This is a genomic window from Sagittula sp. SSi028 (genome assembly GCF_048553715.1).
Lineage (GTDB): Bacteria > Pseudomonadota > Alphaproteobacteria > Rhodobacterales > Rhodobacteraceae > Sagittula.
On the sequence record NZ_JBLZNC010000012.1, the window covers coordinates 1 to 22656 of the forward strand.

The following is a 22656-nucleotide window of genomic DNA, read 5'->3' on the forward strand; positions in this document are numbered from 1 at the left end:
ACGTAACGACCATGTTGACGGGTAGACCTCTGTCCGCAACCCGGGCAAATTACTCTTGCGTCCGTAACCTCCGCGTCAATCGCGAGGATCGCGCCGCCCACGTGATATCCGGTGGCGCGAAGCCCTTCAGGCAAAAGCTCGGTGTTAAAACGCTTTGTCATGGTGATCACCCCTCTCCAGCATCCAAGCCAGATGTAGGAACGAGGCCGCCAAAAATCACACAATATGCGACAGAGCCAAAATTCGGTGCCGATTGACAGCCGCAAGGTCGAGTGGCATTACATCGCGCCCGGCAAGCCCATGCAGAACAGCTTCGTGGAAAGCTTCAATGGCCGACTACGTGACGAGTGCCTGAACGAGCACCTGTTTGCCAATTTGCGCCATGCCCGGGAACTGATCTCGGCTTGGCGCGAAGATTACAATCACCATCGCCCGCGCACGAGCCTCGACGGGCTCACCCCGTGCGAGTATCACCAACGGTCAGTAGAGGACCAAACCCTGAACAGAGCGAACTCATAAACGCGGACTCTATGGGGAGCAGGTCAGCTTCATTGATCATGGACGTATCGAACCACGAAATTTCCGCCAGAAGACCGAAGAAGGCCCAAGGCTGAAGAGCAACCTTCAGCGGTCGCAGGGGAACACTTGTTTCGAGTGTTACGCTCGATCGCCTTGTTAAGAAAGGCCTTGGTGGCCTTCGTATCCCGCCGCGCGGTTAGGCAGAAGTCAATCATCTGCCCGTTCGCATCGACAGCGCGCCAGAGATAGCGCCACTCCCGCCCACGACGCGGATGTAGGTCTCGTCCACGTGCCGATCGACACTGGCGCGCCGGACATGCTTTTTCGTACGCTTGGTCAGTTCCGGGCCAAATCTCTGCACCTACCGATACACTGTAGAGCGATCAACCGCGACATCGCGCTCGGCCAGCAGATCGACAATATCCTGATAAGACGATGGATACCGCAGTTACCAGCGCACCGCGCACAGAATGACCTCTTTCGGAAAGCGATGATGTTTGAAAGGGGATTTTCTTGGCATGGCGGACCTCAAAAGCCAAAATTTGGCCGACAGCAAGAGGTAATGCAACAGTCGCAGCATAAGGCGATTACTATTCCGTCGGGCTCACGTGCTTCGCCCAAGCCTGCATCATCGGGCGGCGCTGCTCCAATTGGTCGGTTCTGTGGTAAGCTGCTTCGGTCGCGTTTTTAATGGTGTGGGCCAGTGCCCGTTCCGCTAGGTCGCGGGCGTAGCCGTTCTCCGACGCCCAATCCCGGAAGCTGGAGCGGAACCCATGTGCTGTGGCGATACGCTCCGGAACATCGCTCTGAATCCTGCGGTCTCGCAAGAGTTTGGTCAGCGTCATGTCGCTCAATGGTTTGTCGCCTCGGTGGCTGAACACCAACGCACCGCCCGGCGAGCGCACTTTACGGCGCTCGATGATTTCAACTGCTTGCACGGAAAGAGGTACGCGATGTTGACGTTTGGCCTTCATCCGCGCGCCAGGGATCGTCCAGACAGCTGCCTCTAGGTCGAACTCGTCCCATGACGCGCCGCGCACTTCTCCAGACCGGGAGGCCGTGAGGATCAGGAACAAGAGCGCATCGCGGCTGGCGCTCCAGAGGTCATCGGGAAAAAGCTTTGGCATGACCTCAGGCAGTTCGCGCCACGGCACGGCAGGATGATGCGCGACCCGGTCTGCCTTGCTCGGCTGTTTCGGTAGCAGCGCATCGACGGCAAAGACCGGATTGATATCCGACCATCGCTGCGCCACGCAGTAGTTCATCACACGTGTGCAGCGCTGCCGGACACGCGACGCCGTCTCCGCCTTGGTCAGCCAGATCGGCGCCAGAGCCGTCGCGAAATCGGCAGTGCTTAGCTGGTCAACAGGTGTCTTGCCGATCTCAGGGAATATGTAGCTTTCCAAGGTGGAGAGCCATTGCGCGCGATGCTTGTCGTTTTTGTAGCTGTCTTGGATGGCTGCAAAGGTCTGCCGCGCTGCGCATTCGAATGTCGGCACCGTTGGTTCCGCGATTGCGGCTTTAGCCTTGGCATCGCGCTGGGCGATGGGGTCCAGCCCCTGTGCGATCAGCTCACGAGCGGACAGCGCCGCCGCGCGCGCCTGAGCAAGGCTTGTCTCAGGATATTTCCCAAGTCCCATGTCACGACGCTTGCTGGTCTGGGGTGAAGTGAAGCGGAGGTAAAACTTACCTTGGCCATTCTGTGCGCCCACTTTGAACCAGAGCCCCGGCGCACCTCCCACCGAAAGCGGCTTCTCACCGGTTTTCACCTTCCTAAGCTTTGTATCCGTCAGCATCGTTAACCACCTTTTCACGTGGGTCTGTAGTAACAGCCCCACATTCAGGCCCACAATAGGAAAGAGATTTGGTGAGGCTAGATGATGCGATGTGAACATGGAAATTCGGATTAATGTAATTAAATCAGTTACTACGGTGGGCATAGTGAATTCGCATGAGACTGGGTAAGACGTATACCAAGCGGACTGAGCCTCCGCCACTATACCCAGAATTCTTCATCTAATTGCAATACACTAGGTGGAGGGGCCGGGGTCCGAACGGCATAGACCCCCACACTTTACCCCACACTCACAATTCGCACACCACCCAACACGGGTACCACCTTTTTCGTGGTCGAAGTCAGCGCCATCTATTCACTGTGAGAAATTCGCCCAGATGCTCTGGCGCAGTTTTCAGGTGGTTCACACTGGTGCAGGCTGAACTCACCGCCACCAGTTCTGCTTGGCCGCTTGAAGACTTGGGTTGGGTCTGTGAGCGGATCCAATTCGGTAGCACGTTCTTCGGCCCACGCCAGCCACTCTTCCATAGACTTCCCGTCGATGTCTTCGCCTGTCTCGTTGCACGAAGAGCGTAAGGCGGCGATGAACGCGCGCAGGCGCTGGACCTCTTCGAAATCACCTGCCTTGGAGCGAAACTGCTGCCAGCGCTCCTCTTCCTGTCTGGCCTCTCGGGCGCGGCGTTCTTCCTCTTGCTTGCGGGCCTCATACTCCTCTTGCCACTGCCGCTGCTCCGCCTGCTTCTCGCGCAGGCGGGGTTCCAATGCGTCCGCGAAAAGCATCAACTGAGGGATTAATGTACTCGCCTTGCGCGCTTCGCTCTCGACCAGTTCCATCTGAATAGCCCAAGGGGCCTCAATCTTCAGCCGCAGGAAGCCACTCGGTTTAAGCCGTCCTGCGTGGTGTTCTGGCCATGCCGTCCAAGGCTCTACGTCAGCGGTGTAGGCCTTGTGCATCCTTTCCACGACTGTGCCGTTGACGGTCTCCCCCGAAATGGTCAGCTTGAAACGTCCGTTGACATGAGCATCCGAAATCGGAATGCCTTTGCGGTCGAGTTCCTTGAAGAAAGCACTGGTGACGCGAAAGCGATATTGGTCCCGCTCTGTCAGGTCGGCACGCTGCCACGCTGCGGTCCTGAAAACTGGGTCGCGGCCCTTGGCTTCGCGGCGCAGGCGGGCCTGCTCCTCTTTATGGTCGTTGACCCAGCCTCGGACGATAGGGTGCAAACCAGACATGGTTTCGGGAATGACCACGGGTTCTGGGTCGGCGTTCTTGATGTCTCTGGTGGCGGCTACAGGCATGGGCGGTTCGAGCGTTCGGGTAATGGTGATCGTGCGGTCGCCGTCGTTTGGGTCTAGCAACGGGGTTTGAGGCGATGGCTTGCCCGCGGCCAGCTTTGCCCAATAACCACGCGGCGGTTTGGGAATGTTGTGGCGTGAGCAGAGGTTGGCGAGACCATGATCGGAGAGACCGAAGTGTTCGGCCACCTTTGTCATGGGTTCCGCCCAGACCTTTTCGTAAAGTTCTTGGCGTGTTACGTGCTGAAAACGGTCGGTCATGTTATGCCTTGTCCAACTCCGCGATCGCGTCTTCGAGAATATTCTTTACGCGTTTGGCTTCACGTTCGTCTCGTGACTGAAAGATGATAATCGGTGTTGCGCCGATTTTCATGCGGACTTGGCTAATATGAAGACCGTCCCAAGAGGCCCACATGCCGTAGCCGGACCAAAGCGCGAGACCCAATATGAACATCTTTCCGAGACTAAATGACCCGGCAAAGAACATCATAATGAGAACAACCGTAAGTAGGCCGTAGAACGGGATGCCGATGCCCCCAGAGGCGCGGTCGATCCACACGCTTTTGATATGTTTGATGCGCCAAAACTTTCCATCAAGTCGGACCTGTGATGGCGTAATGCGGAGGCCGTTTGCAAAGGCGTAGACCAGCCCTTCCTCGGTCACTTCCTTTACCAGAAAAGGACCCGCGCCATACGCGCTTGGAGGTACCTTGCCGTTTTTCCGGATGTATTCACGCTCTTCTGCTGTCAGGTCGGAATAAGGTCTCAGGCGGCGCGCACCAACGACGCTAGACGGCCTTCCGCTGGTCTCTAAAGCTTCGTGAGCGGATTCCGCTGGCAGGTCCGCCTCGTCGGCTCCTCGGTTTCTGTTCGCATCTAATAAGGCTTTTTGTTCCTGAGTGGGCAGGTCTCGAAAATTCGGGGTAGTTCCATTGTCTTGCTCGGTTACGGGTCAGGATACGGCGGCTTCGAGGAGGGTGATCTCCTCTTCGGTCAGGTCGAAGAGGTCGTAGACGATGGCGTCTATCTCGGCTTCGGCCTGAGCGATTTCGGCGGTGAGGCGGTTGATCTCGGCGCGGTCGCGGGTCAGCCAGTCTTCCCAGTCTGAGCGTTCAGACAGGGGAATGTCAGCCTTGAAGACCTTCTTCACCTCGGCGCGGAACTCGGCAAATCCGGGGAAAGTCCACCATTCCTTGAGCTTTGTGTTCAGCTTGGTGACGCGCTCCGGCGGGCAGAGGTCGGGGATGCGGCGGGCGAAGTTGGTCTGGAGTTTCAGGCGGGCTTGGGCTGCGATGTGGCTTGCGTGTGCCAGTGAAGTCAAATCAGCCTTGGCCGCATCGGTCATGATTGGCAGCACCGCTTGCTCTACGAATTGCGAGTGCATCTGGTGGAACCCGCCACGCACGGGAACGCTGTTGCCGGTAATCGTGAACCAAGCGACCTTTGAGTTGAGGAATGCGGCCAACCACGCTTCGCCGGAGCCGATGAAATAGCACTTGTTGTTCGTGAAGTGCCCGCACTCTAGCTGGAATTGTGGGACGTTGCAGAACTCGGGGTAAAGCACCTTCGTCCCTTCGAAGTGTGGTGCATAGGCTTCCTGCGCCTGTTGCAGTTCAAACCATTCCTGCTTGGTCGCGCGTTTTTCCAAGGCCTCCTTGAAGGGCAGCAGCCAATCGCGGATGGCCGGGTAGTCGTCGATCTTTACCCGGTTCTTCGGGATATAGATCAGCCAAAGCCCGCGTGGCTCCGCCCGCCACCTTTTCAGGTCCTTCCCTTCGAGGAATGGCTTCAGCAGGTCGGCAGAACGCGGATCCTGAGCGCAGAGCGCCTCCTTGGTCGGGGTGTCGATCACGAATGCCCCGTTGAGGCCCGTTACAACGCCTCTCAGAGGCGCTCCGTAGACCTCCTTGAGGGTGGGTCGCCCTGTCCTGATCTTGTCCCTCAGCGCGCGCAGGGCGGGGTTCTCAAGCTCCCAAGAGCCACTGCCCCGGCCTGCGGATACGGCCCTGCTGCGGCCTCCCACGTGGCCTGAAAGTTGTTGTCCGGCAGGCTATCGACCTTCCAGAACTGTACCTCGTGATCCTTTGCGGGCGTCTCCTTGCGCATGGTCAGGATGGCCGGATAGGTCGTCACCCCTTCGAAAACTTGCAGGTCGCCAAAGTCCACAACCTTTTCCAGCGTAGCTTCGCGCAACAGGTAGCCGCGCAGCGGCTTGCCCGAGCCGGTCTTGAAGAAGGTGTTGGACGAGATGTAGCCCAGACGGCCACCGGGTTTCAGCAAGCGCAGCCCGCGTTCGTAGAAATAGCAATAGAGGTCCGCCCGATCCGACACGACCTCATACCGGCCTTCCAGATAGGGTTTGAGCGTCTTTAGGAACTCCATCCGCACGTAAGGCGGGTTGCCCAGCACTACGTCAAAGCCACCTTCGGCAAAGACCTCGGGGAAGGCGGTTTCCCACGTGAAGGCATGGTCGAGGTAGGCGTAGTTGCTGTCTTCGATAAGGCTGTCGCCCACGCGGATGCTGCCAGACAGGCTGTCGAGCACCTTGCCGCGCTGGGCGGTCTTGATCCAGAGCGAGAGCTTGGTGATCTCAATGCTCTCTTCGTTCACGTCTACGCCAAACAGGTTGTTGGTCAGGATTTCGCTGTCGGGGACGTAGGTGAGCAGGTCGCCGAAGTATTCCTGCTTGGGAGAGAGTTCCTTGATCTTGTCGTTTACGCGGGTGAGTTCGGCGCGCATGAAGTCCAGCGCCATGATGAGAAAGACGCCAGAGCCGCAGGCTGGGTCAACGATGCGCAGGGTGCGCAGACGGTCGCGATAGGCTTGCCATGCTTTGAGTTCGCCAGACTTCTTGGCTCGCCATTTGATGTTTGCGTAATCGGTCAGGTCGGTGCCTTTGACCGCATGGTCGCGCAGGATGCCGTCGAAGATTTCCTTGAGGTGAACGCCTAGCGTTTCCGCCACGATGAAGCGCGCGATGTAGTCGGGGGTGTAAACCACTCCGTCCCGTTTGCGCCGCCCGGTGGTGCCAGTGGCCTTCTCGGGTTCCTCCTGCTCACCACGGGCGACGGCTTGCAGCCGCTCCACGTCCGCGATGGATTGCTCGAAGATGTGGCCGAGGACAGTGACGGACACCTCCGAGGCAAAGTCATACCCACCTAGGACCTTGAAGCCCTCGCAAATCTCGTCCGAGAGGGTGAGGCCGTCGATCACGGCGTCCTCCCGGAAAAGGCCCCCGTTGTAGCGCGGGATCTTCAACGCCTCATTACCCTTGTCGATGGCTTGGAAGAGGCCCTTGAAGTTCTGCCAGACGGGTTGGGGGTTGTAGGCGTTCTGGGCCTCGTAGGCGCTCTCCAGCGTGTTCTGGGGCAGCAAGCCTGTATCCTCGGCAAAGGCGATGAAAAGGACCCTGTCGAGAATTTTCTGGGCCAGCGCGATGGCTTCTAGGCCGGGGAGTGCCGGGGCCGCGTCTTGGATGCCAGACAGGAGTTTGAGGCGTAAAGCTTTATAGTCCCGATACAGGCTGTCGGTGATGTCCTTGTCTTCCTTCCGGCTTTCCTTGAGCAGGTCGAGTGTTTTGCCGGACAGCAGGTTCTCAGCCGAGAGGAGGAGCATGAAGCGCGCGTATTCCTCGGGATCGGTGAGTTGATCCATTCGGAACACATCATAGGCTGACGTGCCCTCTCCGAAGCCGTAGAGGCGCAATTCGACGTAGTTGGAGACCAAAACCCATTTCACCCCTCGGGCATGGGTCGCGTATTCCCAAGCCTGCTGGACGGGGCTTTTGTTGCGCCCTGGCATGATTGCGTCGAGGTCGTGGGTCTTTGCCCCCTTCAATTCGAATGGGGCAATGATTTCGGTCGTCTTGCCACCGAAATGGCCAAGAGCGAGATCGACACTGCCGCTCAGGATGCTTTTCTCCGTCGCGACTGTGTAGCTCGAACCAGATGCGGCCCCGGTGTACCCGAGAACGCCTTCAACGATCTTGGTCGCGAACTGGCCGTGCAGGGCGGTTTCCTTGAGGCCGAAGATGCGCTTGTCGTCAATCATGTCTCGCCATTCCTGAAGGTGCTTCAGGTGCGCCTCCGGGATAGCGGCAGGCTTGGCGTGACGTTTGATTGTCTTGGGATTGAACAAGGGCATTCAGAAGAGCTTTCGAAAATCGCGAAATTTTACCGGAGTTTACAGCAGGTTTTCACGCGTGTTGCCAAGAGGTAAACGTGCATCCGCCTGTGAAGCGTCGAGGTTGCTTGTCCGCAGTGCGCTTCGGGTTCGTTTCGCGAAATGGCCAGTAGGGATGTTCAGCCCTCGGCGCTCAAAAGTATGGGTGCAATACATTTCCCAATCGGTCTTACTATATTTTTATCAATTTCGCGAAATTGAACATTCCCTGATGAACCCGATTTGGATTTGTATTGCATATATACTTTTCTAACATTTACCCCCTCCTTAAAAAAGAAAGAAGTAGAAAAAATAATAGCTCCCGCAAGCGATCCAGTATCAGAAAAGGTCACTCAAGGGAGCCGTCGGCTTCACAGGCAGATGGTTTTGAAGCATTCTCCCCCAAACTACTACAGGCGTTCAAGGGGGCGCAAAAACTTTTTTTCGGCACCTCAACTCTCCGGATCGCCAAAAATAAAGGGCCGCTATGCGGCCCTCTGATCTTTAATCCAGTCTTCCAAGTCCCCGCGCACCACGCGCCGCGCATTTCCAATATAAACACTTTTTGGTCCGATTCCCGCGTTCCAGAGGTCGTAGAGTTTGGACCGGCTGATGCGTAGCAGCTGACAGACTTCCGGGATGCTCAGTAATTCCATGGCTTCTCCTGTATTTTTTGGGATGGCCCTATTCTACACAATTCAAGGGTATCCAACTATATGTTTTGGCGCGACATTTCGCGAAATAGCGGGGCCTATTCAGCAGCTTGCGCGCTGGGCGACGCCTCTGCGTCACCAAGTACATGGTTTGCCCAAGCCTGCATGAGATCGCGCCGATGTTCGAAGAAATCCGTGCGACGGTAAGCCATGTCCACTTTGCTTCCCGTCTGGTGAGCGAGAGACGCATCCACGACTTCACGCGGGAAGCCCCCGCGCTCTGCGGCCCAATCGGTGAAGCTTGACCGGAACCCGTGAACGGTCGGCGGGTTCTCTTTGAAGTGGCGGCGCAGTCGCATGGCCAAAGTCATGTCAGACAGCGGCTTAACCGGGGGTGCGGACGAAAAGTTGGACTGTTTTCACGGCATAAGGCCGAGGCTTTTACGGTATTCGATCGGGCTTCTGCCACCAAGGGACATCTTGATGCGTGTTTCGTTGTACCAGCGGATGTAGGCATCAACCTCGTCAATAAACTGTGCCACGGTGAAGGCTCGCCAGTCGCGAGGATAGAAGAACTCAATCTTCAGACGTCCAAAGAAGCCTTCACATGCGGCATTGTCCTGCGAGCTTGCCTTTCGTGACATCGAGCGAACGAGCTTCGCTGCGTCGATACGTTCCAGCCAACCAGGCCAGCGATAGTGGCCTCCGCGATCGCTGTGGACGATGGGCCGCGCTTCACTGTCAGCGATGGTCTCTACCGCTGCGTCAAGCATGGTATTTACGAGATCGGCATCCGGTCTGGTCCCTATGGTCCAACTTATGACGAGGCCGTCGAAGCAATCAATAATCGGGGAAAGATAGACTTTACCTGCTGGGATGTGGAACTCTGTGATATCGGTTAGCCATTTCTCATTTGGCGCTGCTGCCTGGAATTCCCGGTTAATGATATTCTCTGGCGCAGGGCTGAACTCTCCCTGATATGAACTGTAACGTCGGCGCTTTGGCTTTGGGACGATCAGAGCTTCCTGTTTCATTAGGCGCCGAACCACTTTTTCGGAGATCAAGACGGATTCCCGCGTCATAATTGCCTTGAGGCGACGGTACCCGTAGCAGCGATGGTTGCTTTCGAAAGCCTCCTTCATAGCCTGTCGAATGGGAAGATACTTATCTCCCTGCTTCATGCGAGCGTTGTGGTAAAAGTAAGAGCTGCGCGCGAGACCGAGCCGAGCCAACAGCGTTGGTGTCTTATACCGGTTTTTTAGGGCGACGATGAGCATGGTCTTTTCCCGATTGCTCAGGTTCCTCAGATCGCCGCCAAGTTCCTTTTTTATCATTTCACTCGCAGTCTTGAGCAGATCATGCTCAATCTGGAGCTCGCGGATGTCGCGCTGCAGGGCTTCACGCTGACGCTCCAACTCTTCGGTTTCTGGGGGAAGGGCACTCTTCTTGCGTTTCATCGTGGCAGGAGCCTCCGGGCCAAGAATCTGAGTTTTCCAAGCATAGAGCGTCGGCCGACTAACTCCGAACTTTTCGGCCAGGACCTGGGCACTTTCTTGACGGCTATATAGCCCGAGCACAGCAGCCTGCTTCACGGCATCAGGGTGACTGCCAGGGCCATATGCCGTGTTGGAGGCCGGCTTCATGCCCGGAAAGGCCTCGCGCACCCAAGCCGTCATTGTGGTTCGGCATGGATAGCCCAAAGCACGCAACGTCCATGAGATGCAGCGGCCATGGGTTGCATAATGTTCCAACGCCATCTGCTTTTGCGCCACCGAGAATTTAGGCGGGCGCGGTGTTGATCGTATCGGCAAGTCCTGCAGACGTTGGTATTCTTGATGCCACCCCTTAAGGGCGTTCTTCGTTGGATACCCCAACTCACGGATGGTGGCCTGCGCGCGCTTGCCGAGCTTGATATAAAGCTTAACCGCGCGCAGTCGTTCTTCGTAGCTGTACATGAACTATCTCCAAGATAGTCCAACTTTTCGTCCGCACCCCCGATCGGTCGAGTTCAAGCACCAGAATATCAGCGCCGTGCTCAAAGGGCTCGGGGAGGATTGGATCCCCGGCTACAAGCCTGCGTTCAATTTTCAAATGACCTTGGTGGATGCCGTGGCGCGCTGGCTGGCGTCGAACCCGGCTTGGCTTGGTCGCCACCCTGCTGCGCGACCGCCGACCGGCTTGGCTGACGCCGCGCCCATCTGGATCGGACCACCGCCGACGCTGTCGAACCAGCCACTGCCACAGGAGCTGGAGCAGATGCAGCACATCGCGCGAAAGTTCGATGTTGCGGAGAGATACGAGCGAAACCGCGCCCTCGGCCGTGCCGGTGAGGAGCGCGTGCTGACGCATGAGCGTGCCGCTTTAAAATCAGCGGGCCGCCACGATCTTGCGTGCAAGGTCCGGTGGGTGTCGGAGGAGGATGGCGATGGGGCCGGCTACGATATCGCCAGCTTCGCGCCGGACGGACGCCCGCGATTGATCAAAGTGAAGACGACGAATGGCTGGGAACGCACACCTTTCCATATTAGCCGGAACGAATTGGCTGTGGCAGAGGAGCGGCGTTCGGAATGGTCTCTGTTCCGACTTTGGAACTTCGCGCGCGCGCCGAACGCGTTTGAATTGCATTCGCCGCTGGACGCGCATGTCTCGCTGACCGCGACGTCCTTTCAGGCGCGTTTTTTTTGAGATGCGACCACGATCAGCAGTTAATTGCGGGCAGGGTGCATAATCAATAGATGATGCGTTCGGCAAGGGCGATCGCGGAAAGAACACCTTGGGGCAGTGGTTCAAGCCGCCTTTGGTTCGAAAGATCAGGTGGCCACGCCCCCCTTTTTTTCACTCCCATCCTGATCGCTGTCCGGTTTGATTTTCGGGAAGTGGCGTCAATCTCAACGGTATTCTCCTGGCCGTGACCGGTCGCCAACCCTATCGTCATCGGTGCTAAGATGCCCTTATCGCGGGGTGTTCCGCATATGCCTAAAGCGACGTAAGCTTGGCATTCGTGTGTCTGCATTCCGGAAGGTACAACGCGACAAACCGAAGGGGGCCGCAGGATCCGCAGCGCATTTCACAGTTATGAGGCACGCCATTTATTGACCCACTGTTGTGGTCGCAAAAGACACGATGTGCCCGAAATTCCGACATCGCGGCCCTACAGGCTTTGCTTGGTCGGTCAAGTCTGTAAGGATTTAAGGTGGCATCCCCTCCAGTGCTAAAACAGGCAACGCGTCGAAAGACCCGGGGATTTGTAAGGGGCCGAGTTTTAGGCCGGTTTGCCAGCATTCGACCGTGTTTCGTGCGGCGCAGTAGACTGTAGGGTGGATTTCGTTGCATGGCGGGGATTGGGGGTTTTCGGACAAACCACGCGCTCTGCTGCGGCCTCGCGGTTGCCCTGCTGGGGCCGCAGGTTGCTCCGGGGAATGTCGATTCTGCTGCGAGGTCCGCGCAAAAGCCTGCGTTTGTGAACACCGCTGATCCTGCCGTGTCTGGTGCGCAAGAGGTGGTCCTAGACCTGCCGAGCGCGCTGCATTGGTCGCGTTACCAGCAAGGGGTCATCGGGCCGTGGAGCTATGCGATTTTTCCAGACGGGTCCGCTCGGGTAATGCGCGCGGGGGAGCGTGCCGTGGCAGAGGCTGTGCTGTCTTGTGAAGCAGGCGAGGGCTGTGTGGTGACACGGGCCGGTGCGCCGGACCTCTTTGTGCCGGTCGGGCAGGGGCTGCTTCCGAGCTTGCCCTCTGACGATGGGTTGGACAGCGTTGTCCAGTATCTTGCGGAATGGATCTTAGCTGGTACCGCGCCTGAGCCTGAGCCTGAGCCTGAGCCTGAGCCTGAGCCCCCGGTTGTAGCCGACGTAGCCCAAGAGACCGAGCCTTCAGAACCCCTGCTGCAAGAGACCTTGGAGGCGGGCGCGGAAGCGGCGGTTGCGCCGAGCGCTGAAATACCTGCCGAACCATTTGCTGAACCGGAAGACGCGCCAGAGGAGCAGCCCCCGTTGGAGAGCGACACAGCCGCGACCGATGACGCGGTCTGCGCGGAGCAGGATTCCTTTATTCCGACGCTGTGCGCGCAACCTTCAGAACCGGCGCCCCGACCGGAACTGGCGACCACAATGGCGCAGCCCGCGCCGCCATCTGCCGCAGCGCCAACCGTGGCAGACGCGCCAGCGCCCGCCGCGCCGCCGCCTGAGCCGCAGCGATGGGTGGACCGTGTGAATTTGCGTTGCACCGCGACAGGCACGACCTCGCTTGCGCCTTTGCATCCGACACGATCCGGCGATGCCAAGCCAAGGCTGAGCCTTGGGTGCAGCATGCGACTGACAGAGCGGCTGACCTTTCGCGGGGCCGTCATCGGCTATCCCGTGGCGGGATCGCAGCAGCCGTGGGACCCCGACTATACCTATGCGTTCAACTACAAGGTGAATGGTAAGCTCAATCTGGGCTACAGCAACTATTCCGCCCGCTTCACAGGGGGCGGCAATCCGGTGGCGGGTCTGCTAGAAGGCAAATTCCGCGCGAGCTTCAAGCTGCCACCGATCCAGTTGAAGAACGACAAAACCATCCCTTGTACGGCGGGCTTTGGTTTGCCGCGCCCGGACAAGGAAAGCCTGTCGCTGTCCTGCGGCTATGCCGTGACCAAAAAGCTGCGCATCAGCGGGTCGGCCTATTTCTACCTGCCGGGTCAGCAGGATACCTATCAGCCGGATTACAGCTACACCGCCAGCTACCGCGTCAACGATGACTGGTTGTTGTCGTACAACAACTATTCCAACAACCGCTGGCCGTGGAACAAGGGCGAAGATCCGGGGCGCGGTTTTACCGGCGGCAGCTTGTCGATGACTTACAGTTTCAAGTTCTGACTGTTCAGCATCTCGCGGTGTGCTACGGGGCATGTGATACCGGATAGGTTGTTGCTTTTTCACAACGGCTACGGCGAATTTCGGGCCTATGCGGCTTTGGCTTGAACGGCGCATTCGTATAGGTGATCTACCTAGGCGTGATGGGAGGCGCGCGGATGCCACGCGTTTACCACGTTCTCGCAGTCTCGGTTTGGGGGCGTGCAGGTTATGTTTTCCCCAAGACTTCACGACTCAATTCCCGGACACTCCGGTCAACTGGATCTATTGATATAGTGATGCGCCGAAATTTTTGTTTGTCCCTTTGCCCCGGATTTTGCCGCCTGCCCGATATGGGGCAAGGCGCTATACCGGGTGTCTTGGCCAAGGGGCGCGGCGCATGAGTGATCCTCTTGATGTGATCGTCACCGACGACAACCTGATCCAGCGGACCTATCTGCTGCGCGTGATCGAAAAGCTGGGCTACCGGACGTTCGAGGCCGAGGACGGTGACGACGCATTGGAGCTGATCGCCAAGACCGGTGCGCAAATTCTGATCACCGATTACCGCATGCCGAAGATGGACGGGATCGAGCTGACGCGGCGCGTGCGCGAGATGGCATTGGATCATTATGTCCACATCATTCTGGTGACCGGCAGCGAAGAGGACGAGGTCCGCCGCGATGCACTTGCGGCAGGCGCGGATGATTTCCTGGGCAAGGGGCGCGAGATCGCCCCGCTGCAGGCGCGGCTGGGGGCGGCGTCTCGTTTGATCCACCACGCGCGCGAATTGGCGGAACAGCACCGCATCCTGAAGGAAGCGAACGCCCGTATCCATGCGGATCTGACGGCGGCCGCCCGCGCGCAGCGCCAGTTGTTGCCGGACCTGCACACCGATGTTCTGGGCATGCGGATCGCCTCGGCCTTTGTGCCCTCGGCGGTGGTGTCGGGCGATATGTTTGGCTGTGTGCCGCTGGATGAGACGCGGGTGGGATTTTATGCGGTGGACGTATCAGGCCACGGCATCCATGCGTCGCTTTTGTCCGTGGCCATCGGCCATCTCATCACCCGTGATTATTTCGCCAACACGGTGCTGCGGGACGGGGAGAGCCCTGATCCTGCCGCTTTGGTGTTTGAACTGAATCAGCGGTTCAGTGTGTCGGACAACGACGATTACTTTACCATGTTCTGCGGTGTTCTGGACTGCGCGTCTGGGCGGCTTGATTACTGTCAGGCGGCCTATCCGTCGCCGCATCGCATACCGGCGGATGGGGGCGAGGTCGCGCCCATCGGGGACGGGGGATTTCCAGTGGGGATGTTTCCCGGCCTCAGCTACGACAACAATGCCACGCAGTTTCAACCAGGCGACAGGCTGGTGATCTGCTCGGACGCGGCGATCGAGGCGGAAACGCCCGAAAATGACGCATTCGGCACAGAGCGGCTGCGCGACACCATCCAGACAGCCCGAACAAACGGAACAGACGCGTTGCCTGAAACTATTGTGGCGGCTTTGATGAACTGGCGCGACGGCGCCCCACTGGAAGACGATCTGACGGTGGTTGCCCTTGAACGAAAGGTGATGGGATGATCCATTCCACGACGCATGACAACGATATCACAGTGGTCCGGCCCGGTGTCGAACGGCTGACCGCGATCAACGCCAAAGCATTTAAGGAAGAAGTTGTGGCCTTGGTCGACGCTGGCGCAAGCCAGCTTGTGGTGGATTTCAAAGGCACCAGCTTTCTTGATTCCTCGGGTCTTGGGGCGCTGACCGGCGTGCTGAAAAAGATCGGCCACAGGGGGGAGCTGGTCATTTGCGGGCTGAATGCCGACATCGCACAGATGTTCAAGATCTGCCGCATGGACCGTGTGTTCGTCATCTACCGCGATGAGGATGCCGCACTTCGGGGGCTGAGCGAAAAGTCGTGAACCGCCAAGGGTTTCATATGGCCAACACGCTCGAAGCGGTTGATCCGATGGTCGTTTTGTTGACGGGCGTTGCACAGGATCACCTGTCGCAGATGGCGCAGTCCCGTTTCGGTATCAGCCTGAGCGAGGCGCTGACGAACCTCGTGCTGCACGCGCCCACCACGGACAACGAGATCCCTGTGCGCATTTCCCTGACTGTGACCGACGACGAGGTGGTGATCGAAATGTTCGACCCCGAAGGCGCGCCGCCGTTCGATCTGCGCGAGCATGGGCAGGCCTTGTCCGACGTGGATGTCATGGCGGAATCCGGGCGGGGGCTTGGGCTGATCATGGAATGCGCGGATCGCGTGGATTACGGCCCCACACCGAATGGCAATCGACTGCTTTTGGGCTTTCAAAAGCCTCAGTGACATAAAATCGGGGCGCCGAGCGGCCTCTGGAACCGGAGTAACACACGATGTTCAAGACCCTGACTCAGAACACAGCCCGCGGTGCTTTGGTGGCCTTTGCCTTGGCCGGTTCTGCCCACGCCCAAGAGACCGATCAAACGGCGACTCCGCGCACATTGACCATCGACAATGTCAGCGTGAACGGCGCGAGCTACAACAGCGTGACCATCACGTCTGAAACGCCGATGACCGTCACCTTTGACGATGCGATGGCTGCGCGGTCCTGTGATCGCGCGGCCACCATGTCGAGCGCGCATTTCGGCCGCAGCGGCGCTTTGACCGACCGCGAATACCAGATGGCGCGCATCGCGTGGTCCTACTTCGAAGAGCGCTTTCAGCCCGAAACCGGCCTTGTGAATGCTGTGGGCTCCTACCCGTCGACGACCCTTTGGGACACGGCCTCCTACATCAGCGCATTGGTTGCGGCCTATGAGCTGTGCGTGATCGACAAACGGGATTTCGACACGCGCGCGACCAAGCTGATCAACACGTTGCGCAATCTGGACCTGTATCGGGGCGAGGCGCCGAACAAGGTGTACAACACCAAAACCGGCGCCAAGGTGAACTATGCCAACGAGGCCGGCGAAGTGGGCATGTCCGCGCTGGACATCGGGCGCATGCTGGTCTGGCTGCGCATTCTCAAGGAACGGCACCCTCATCTGGCCAACAGCGTCGACAATGTGCCGATGCGCTGGAATTTCTGTAACCTCGTGAACGAGGACGGCCGCATGTTCGGCTCCTTCACCCAAGGGGACGGCAACACCCGCTACGTCCAAGAGGGGCGTCTGGGCTACGAGGAATATGCCGCCAAAGGGTTTGCGCTTTGGGGCTTTGATGTCTCCCGCGCCATGTCGCCGGAACCGCTGGCCTACACCACGATTTACGACGTCGATGTGCCCTATGACGGGCGTGACCCGCGCGTGTTCAAGAACCAGAACTACGTGTTGACCGAAGGCTATATTCTGGACGGTCTGGAGATGGGCTGGGACATGCCCAATGATCGCACCAACGACGGTCTGACGGCAAGCCACGGGTGGCGCGCGGAGTTTGCACAGCGCATCTATCTGGTGCAGCAGCGTCGCTACGAACAGACCGGCGTGGTCACCGCGCGATCCGAACATCAGGTCAACGGCAAGCCCTATTTCGTCTACGATTCCATCTTCGCGGACGGCTATGCGTGGAACACGCTTGATCCGACGGGAGAATACCAGCCCGACCGCGCCGCCATCGCGGCCAAGGCCGCAATCGGCATGTGGGCTTTATGGGAGACGGAGTACACCGACCTTCTGTTTGAAAGCGTGGCCGATCTTTACGATCCCGAGCTGGGCTTTTTTGAAGGGCTCTACGAGAACGGCAATGGCTATATTCCGCTGCAGACCGCCAACAACAACGGCATCATTCTGGCGGCCCTGTTGTACAAGGTCCAAGGCCCGATCCTGCAACAGGTGTCCAACGCCACGCAGGTCTGGGACACGCGCTTTGCCGGGACCGACCTGCGCGACAACAAATGCCATCCGCGTATGATGGAAGAGGTGGTGAACTGCTGCAATTGCGCAGGTGCCGATATCCCGCCGGTGATCCCGCTGGATGAATTCCGCTACTGCCGTCCGGTGCCGACTACGGGCGAAACCGCCGCCACGGACTGCGACACCAAGGCCCATAACCTGCCGGTCCCCACGCCGCGCCGCGTTCTGCCCGCGTCCTGCTCGGCACCTAACACAGTGGCCAACCCATGAGCGCCAAATCACGTCTTGTCTGGTTTGACGCCAACCGCGTGTTCGCCGCGATGGGGGTGGTGCTGATCCATTCGACCACCGATTTCGGCGGCAAGCCCTTTGCCGATGCAGAGCCCTCAGAGCGTCTGATCCCGATCCTGCTGCGGTCCATCGGGGAGTTTTCCGGCTCCGAGATGTTCTTTTTGTTCTCGCTGTTTTTGATGGCGATGCGGGTGGATCGCAAAATGCCCAGCTACGGGTCGGCCATCGGAACTCAGGCCTCGCGGCTTTTGGTGCCGTTCGCGTTCTGGGTGGTGTTTTACGCCTTCTTCCGGCTGCTCAAGGCCGAAGCGTTTAACTACACCGATTACATCTGGACCCAGCTGGGGCAGGTCCAATCCTGGGCGGGGTACTTTGTGCTGGGTAAGGTGCAGTACCACATGCACTTTTTGCCCACCCTGTTCGCCCTGTTCCTGTTCTACCCGCTGATGCGCGGGGCAACGCGCTATCCCATTCTTGGGCTGACGCTGTTTGTCACACTGGGGATTATGAACAACACGCAGGCCTGGGTCTGGGGGCTGGGGTTGGAGGCGGAGACCCGTGACTACATCATCCGGGCGCTCAAGATCTTTGGCTATGTGGGCTACGGGTTTGCGGCCTTTGCGCTGTATGGGCTGTGGAAGGACGGCATCCCGCGCGGGGAAAGCCGCCTGTTGCGGCGCGGCGGCTTTTACTTTGCGGCGCTGGCCTACGTGGCGACCTTGCCGTTTTTCCACGTGGCTTATGAGACCGGCAACTGGGGCATTCGTGCAGGCTGGGATTTCTACGGCCATTTCCTGATGCCGATCTGTATCTTTTTGATCTTTCTCGGCGGGCAATTTCTGGACTGGTCGCCGATCTGGTCGAAGCTGGCGAAGTATTCTTTTGGCGTCTATCTGGTCCACCCGGCGGTGATCGATCTGTGTGACATTGCGCTGTTCACCTCTGGCGCGTCGGACGGCATGTCGCCCACGGCGATTGTGGTGTTGCGCTATGCGGTGGCTCTGCCGGGATCGTTTCTGGTGACCTTGGGGCTGTCCAAAGTGGGCGCCTTGGCCTGGACCATCGGGCTTGGCCCCACACCTTGGGAAGCGCGGCGGGCGCAGGCGGTGAAATGATACAAGACGACTATTTCCTCAAGTTCGAGGATCGCACACCACCGCCGCCCTTGGTCTACAATCCGTGGCGCGAGGCGCTGTGGCAGTTCATTGTCACGGTCGCCTTGGTGGTCGGCGGCTGGTACATCTGGTGGCGTTGGACGGGGTCGTTGAACCCCGATGCCATGTGGTTTGCGGTGCCGTTGGCGCTGGCCGAAACCTGCGCTTATTTCGGCATGTTGCTGTTTGCTTTCAACCTGTGGAAAGACGAGCCGGTCCGCCTTGAAGAGCCGCCCGCACGCCTGGGCGATGTGGACCCGTCCCACCCCGAAGGCGACCGCCAGATTGTCGTCGACGTGATGTTTGCGACCTATGACGAAGACCCGGAGCTGGTGCGGCTTGGCATTCTGGACGCCAAGAACATGACCTATCCGCACCCCATCGATGTGCGCATTCATATCCTTGACGATGGCCGCCGCCCCGAGATGCGCGCCGTCACCGAAGAAGAGGGCGTAGGCTACATCACGCGGCAGACCAACGAGGGGTTCAAGGCGGGCAACCTGCGCAACGCGATGGAGGAAACCCACGGCGATTTTCTGGTGATCTGTGATGCGGACACCCGTCCGTTTTCGACCTTGCTGGAACACACCATGGGGTATTTCCGCGATCCCAAGATGGCTTGGGTGCAGACGCCGCAATGGTTCTATGATCTGCCCGAGGGCGAACGTCTGCCCGCGCGTCTGGCGAATTATCTGGGCGCGCCGGGGCGGCTGCTGGGGTGTGGTATCGAAAAGATCATCGGCCCTGTCACCTATGGCGCAGACCCTTTTGTGAACGACCCCAAGATGTTCTACGACATCATCCAGCGCCGCCGGAACTGGGTCAACGCGTCCTTTTGCTGTGGCGCGGGGTCGATTCACCGGCGCGAAGCCGTCATGGAGGCCGCCTTGCGCAGTTTTGGCCGCAAAGTCGAAGAACGCACATGGGCGGTCGAAGAGATGATCACCGTGTCCTCCAAAGAGCGCGATATCGCCCCCGAGTTAATGGAAGCGATCAAAACAGAGGCCGCCGCCGACGAGGTGCTGACACCCTACCGTTTCCATGTCTCCGAAGACATCTACACCTCGATTGTGCTGCATTCGGATGCAGAGCGCGGCTGGAAGTCAAAGATGCACCCCATCGTGGAATCCAAGATGCTGTCGCCGCAGGATCTGCTGACATGGACAGTGCAGCGGTTCAAATATGCCGGGGGCAGTCTGGATATTCTGGTGCATGACAACCCGATCTTTCGCAAAGGGCTGAGCCTTGGACAGCGGCTGATGTATGGCACCACATTCTACAGCTACCTCGCCCCGCTGTGGAACATCGTGTTCCTGTTTGCACCGGTGCTGTATCTGTTCACCGGTATTTCGCCGGTCTCGGCCTATTCGACGGAATTTTTCCTGCACCTCATCCCCTTTCTGGTCACGCTGGAACTGGCGATCATGATGGGCACTTGGGGGATCGCGGGCTACGCGGCCAAGGCCAGCTACCTGTCGTTTTTCCCGCTGGGCCTTAAGGCGATTGCGACCGTGGCACGGGGCGAAAAGATCAGCTTCAAGGTCACGCCAAAGGTCCGCCAGTCCGGCAATTTCCTGTCGCTGGTCCGCCCACAGATCGCGGTGGTTGTCCTGACTGTGGCGGGGGCGGCCTGGGGGCTGGGGGCGCTGTGGCTGGGCGGGACAAGCCATTCCGCCAGCGGCGTTGTCGCCAACGTTCTTTGGGGATTGAACAACTGTTTCGCCATGAGCGGGATTATCGCGGCGGCCCTTTGGCAGCCTGCAGAACTGGAAAAGGATCACGCGGCATGAGTTTCCGTCAGAATCTGATAAACGCACGCAGTCATATCATCTTTCTGGTCGCGCTTGCCTGTGGTCTGGGCTTGGTGATCTCGCTGGAGAAGAACATGCCCGCCGAGCCCACCCCGACACGCAGCACCGCCCGTCCGGGCCAGCCTGCCGAGTTTTCCGCACCCGTGGCGCGCCCCGCCGCGATTGCGTCCTTTGACGCGGTCACGCCCTTGCCGCTGGCACACACAGGGGCCAGCCGCCCCGAGGATCTGTCCCATGCGCGCATCGCCTGGACCTACTTCGAGAACAACACAGACCCCGTCACGGGCCTTGTGAATTCGGCAGATCAATACCCGTCAACCACCATGTGGGAGACAGGATCTTATTTCATTGCGGTGATTTCTGCGGATCTGTTGGGATTGATCGACAGCGATGCGGCGCAGGACCGGCTGGGCCGCGCGCTGGATACGCTGGCCACGATCCGCCTGTTCGACGACATGCTGCCCAACAAGGCCTATCACACGGGCACGGCGGAACTGGTGAACTACGCCAACCAGCCGGTCGAGCGGGGGCTTGGCTGGTCGGCGCTGGACATCGCGCGCATGGTCGGTGCCATGGCGCATGCGCAAAACAGCTATCCCGCCCTGTCGCCCAAAGTGGCGGCTGTGATGGATCACTGGGATCTCGACCAGATGGTGGACAGCGGCCAGTTGATCGGTGGCAACATCGGCGAAAACGGCTTGCGCCGCGACCAAGAGGGCCGTGTGGGCTATGGCCAATATGCGGCCAAGGCGATGATGTTGTTCGGCTATGACATGGTCCACGCCTACGACGCCGAGGCGCATTTGATGGTCAAGGATGTGGACGGCCAGCCCATCCCGGTGGACGACCGTCTGCACCGCAATGTGACGCCCGCCTTTACCGTGTCTGAGCCTTACGTGTTCGACGGTCTGGAATTCGGCTTTGACGCGCGGTCGCATCGGTTTGCCACGGCGATCTATCAGGCGCAGGAAACCCGCTGGCGCGACACGGGGCAGTTGACCGCCGTCAGCGAAAGCCATCTCGATGAGGCGCCGTACTTTATCTATTCTACAATCTGGGGCGGGGGTGCGCCTTGGGCTGTGATGACGTTCCAAGGTGACCGGCTGGACAGCAAACGCACTGTGACGGTCAAGACCGCCTTTGCATGGGATGCGCTCTTTGGCACCGATTACACGCGCGAGCTGGTGACGGCGTTGTCGCCGCTGGGCGATCCGGACCGCGGCTGGCCCGAAGGTCTGTACGAGGCGGATGGTTCCACAAACGGATCGGTCACAACCAACACCAATGCGGTGGTTTTGGCGGCTTTGGCGTTTCGGGCAAACGGCCCGCTTGGGCGGGTGGATCAATGACGGGTCGCCTTGGCCGTGCGCTGGTGGCAGGCGCGCTGACCGGTATTGTGATGGCAGGGCAGGCGGGGGCGGAGCCCTGTGTCGGCGCAGCCTTTGATCTGCCGTTTCCCGGGGCCACCGGTGTCCAGACCCGCCGCGCGGATGTCCCATCCCCAAGGTTTCCCGGATTGTGGCAGGAGGGGCGGATCAACGGTCACGCGTATGTCCTCTACGCCAACGGAGAAGCGACAATCGAGGAAGGCGCGGAAGAGCCGGCATGGTCCGTCTTTGTCCAGTGCGATCTGGAGGCCGCCACTTGTGATGTGACGCAAGAGGGCGATCCGCCCGCCAATATGCGCGAGGTGGGCGAGATGATGGGGCGCTGTTTCGTGGCGCCTGATGAGGTGCGCGTGCTCCCCCCACCGGCGCCTGATCCGGTTCAGGTGGCCCCGCCCACCGAAGGTTGGGCATTGGCCCCGACTACGGAGGAGGACGATGCAACCAACAATACCGTTGAACCGGAGGTCGCTGCTCCAGAGCCAACGGTGCAACCCGAGCCAGAGCCAGAGACACAGCCGGAACCCGCGCCATGTGGCCTTACCACCGTTGGCGATGCAGAACCGGGGCGCGCGCTGCAATTGCTGTTGGTTGACGCCGGCGCCGATCCCGGCCCGATCGACGGGTTGCCGGGCCGCAAAACGCGCGACGCCTTGGCCCAAGTGCTGGGAGAAGAGGCGCGTGCTTTGGAGATCCCGCAGGCGCTTGACGCCCTCGATGCGCTGCTTTGCACCACGCCGGACTAGGACGTTCTGAAACGGTGTGCTGCGTCCGCTGGGCGCGCGGCCCTGAAACCACACCCGTCATCCTCCAGATGGCGGGTGTTTGTAGTTCGCCAACATGGCGATTGCCCGCACCTCGTCGAATCCTCGAAAATTCGACCGGAAGCCAACGTATTTCAGCCGAATGCTCAGCC

General features: G+C 59.2%; 18 protein-coding genes and 2 pseudogenes. 11 read left to right on the forward strand and 9 right to left on the reverse strand.

Features of this window, described 5'->3' with window-relative positions; all coding sequences use genetic code 11:
- Positions 1-261: 261 nt before the first annotated feature.
- Positions 262-519: pseudogene (locus ACN5AZ_RS16995) on the forward strand (integrase core domain-containing protein); the annotation flags it as partial.
- Positions 520-659: 140 nt separating this feature from the next.
- On the opposite strand, the pseudogene ACN5AZ_RS17000 reads toward ACN5AZ_RS16995, so the two are convergent.
- The 9 genes and pseudogenes from ACN5AZ_RS17000 to ACN5AZ_RS17040 all read right to left on the reverse strand — a co-directional run.
- Positions 660-1039 (reverse strand): annotated as a pseudogene (locus ACN5AZ_RS17000) (IS6 family transposase); the annotation flags it as partial.
- 70 nt (positions 1040-1109) lie between these two features.
- Entirely contained in the window at positions 1110-2315 is a 1206-nt protein-coding gene (locus ACN5AZ_RS17005) for a tyrosine-type recombinase/integrase (RefSeq protein ID WP_419430101.1), read from the reverse strand.
- A gap of 350 nt (positions 2316-2665) precedes the next feature.
- Complete coding sequence (locus tag ACN5AZ_RS17010; RefSeq protein WP_419430102.1) at positions 2666-3871, reverse strand: hypothetical protein; 1206 nt, start codon at positions 3869-3871, stop codon at positions 2666-2668.
- Position 3872: 1 nt separating this feature from the next.
- Positions 3873-4274, reverse strand: a complete 402-nt coding sequence (locus ACN5AZ_RS17015; protein WP_419430103.1) for a DUF6232 family protein — start codon at positions 4272-4274, stop codon at positions 3873-3875.
- A 288-nt stretch (positions 4275-4562) separates the two neighbouring features.
- Positions 4563-5462 carry a hypothetical protein gene (locus ACN5AZ_RS17020; RefSeq protein WP_419430104.1) on the reverse strand — a complete coding sequence of 300 codons (900 nt, stop codon included), beginning with the start codon at positions 5460-5462 and terminating at the stop codon, positions 4563-4565.
- 89 nt (positions 5463-5551) lie between these two features.
- Positions 5552-7753, reverse strand: a complete 2202-nt coding sequence (locus tag ACN5AZ_RS17025) for an Eco57I restriction-modification methylase domain-containing protein (RefSeq protein ID WP_419430105.1) — start codon at positions 7751-7753, stop codon at positions 5552-5554.
- A gap of 503 nt (positions 7754-8256) precedes the next feature.
- On the reverse strand, positions 8257-8427 hold the full coding sequence (locus ACN5AZ_RS17030) for a helix-turn-helix transcriptional regulator (RefSeq protein ID WP_419430106.1): 171 nt from the start codon (positions 8425-8427) through the stop codon (positions 8257-8259).
- A gap of 95 nt (positions 8428-8522) precedes the next feature.
- Complete coding sequence (locus ACN5AZ_RS17035) at positions 8523-8795, reverse strand: hypothetical protein (protein ID WP_419430107.1); 273 nt, start codon at positions 8793-8795, stop codon at positions 8523-8525.
- A 48-nt stretch (positions 8796-8843) separates the two neighbouring features.
- Positions 8844-10379, reverse strand: coding sequence for an IS3 family transposase (locus ACN5AZ_RS17040; protein WP_419430108.1), 1536 nt, complete (start codon positions 10377-10379; stop codon positions 8844-8846).
- Between ACN5AZ_RS17040 and ACN5AZ_RS17045 the strand changes: the two genes are divergently transcribed.
- From ACN5AZ_RS17045 to ACN5AZ_RS17090, 10 genes are all read left to right on the forward strand, one after another.
- Positions 10378-11109: a DUF3883 domain-containing protein gene (locus ACN5AZ_RS17045; protein ID WP_419430109.1), complete on the forward strand. Its 732-nt coding sequence runs from the start codon at positions 10378-10380 to the stop codon at positions 11107-11109. The genes ACN5AZ_RS17040 and ACN5AZ_RS17045 overlap by 2 nt on opposite strands.
- Before the next feature lie 775 nt (positions 11110-11884).
- A complete protein-coding gene (locus ACN5AZ_RS17050; RefSeq protein ID WP_419430110.1) occupies positions 11885-13279 on the forward strand; it encodes a hypothetical protein in 1395 nt (464 codons plus the stop codon).
- A gap of 376 nt (positions 13280-13655) precedes the next feature.
- A complete protein-coding gene (locus tag ACN5AZ_RS17055) occupies positions 13656-14843 on the forward strand; it encodes a PP2C family protein-serine/threonine phosphatase (RefSeq protein WP_419430111.1) in 1188 nt (395 codons plus the stop codon).
- Positions 14840-15184 carry an STAS domain-containing protein gene (locus tag ACN5AZ_RS17060; protein WP_419430112.1) on the forward strand — a complete coding sequence of 115 codons (345 nt, stop codon included), beginning with the start codon at positions 14840-14842 and terminating at the stop codon, positions 15182-15184. Before ACN5AZ_RS17055 ends, ACN5AZ_RS17060 begins: the two co-directional genes overlap by 4 nt.
- Before the next feature lie 17 nt (positions 15185-15201).
- Positions 15202-15594: an ATP-binding protein gene (locus ACN5AZ_RS17065; RefSeq protein ID WP_419430113.1), complete on the forward strand. Its 393-nt coding sequence runs from the start codon at positions 15202-15204 to the stop codon at positions 15592-15594.
- A 47-nt stretch (positions 15595-15641) separates the two neighbouring features.
- A complete protein-coding gene (locus tag ACN5AZ_RS17070; RefSeq protein ID WP_419430114.1) occupies positions 15642-17369 on the forward strand; it encodes a DUF3131 domain-containing protein in 1728 nt (575 codons plus the stop codon).
- Positions 17366-18505 (forward strand): acyltransferase, encoded by a 1140-nt coding sequence (locus ACN5AZ_RS17075; RefSeq protein ID WP_419430115.1) that lies wholly within the window; start codon positions 17366-17368, stop codon positions 18503-18505. Before ACN5AZ_RS17070 ends, ACN5AZ_RS17075 begins: the two co-directional genes overlap by 4 nt.
- A complete protein-coding gene (locus tag ACN5AZ_RS17080; protein WP_419430116.1) occupies positions 18502-20334 on the forward strand; it encodes a glycosyltransferase in 1833 nt (610 codons plus the stop codon). The genes ACN5AZ_RS17075 and ACN5AZ_RS17080 overlap by 4 nt, the downstream gene beginning before the upstream one ends.
- Positions 20331-21704, forward strand: coding sequence for a DUF3131 domain-containing protein (locus ACN5AZ_RS17085; RefSeq protein WP_419430117.1), 1374 nt, complete (start codon positions 20331-20333; stop codon positions 21702-21704). Before ACN5AZ_RS17080 ends, ACN5AZ_RS17085 begins: the two co-directional genes overlap by 4 nt.
- A complete protein-coding gene (locus ACN5AZ_RS17090) occupies positions 21701-22486 on the forward strand; it encodes a peptidoglycan-binding domain-containing protein (protein WP_419430118.1) in 786 nt (261 codons plus the stop codon). The genes ACN5AZ_RS17085 and ACN5AZ_RS17090 overlap by 4 nt, the downstream gene beginning before the upstream one ends.
- The last annotated feature ends 170 nt before the right edge of the window (positions 22487-22656 follow it).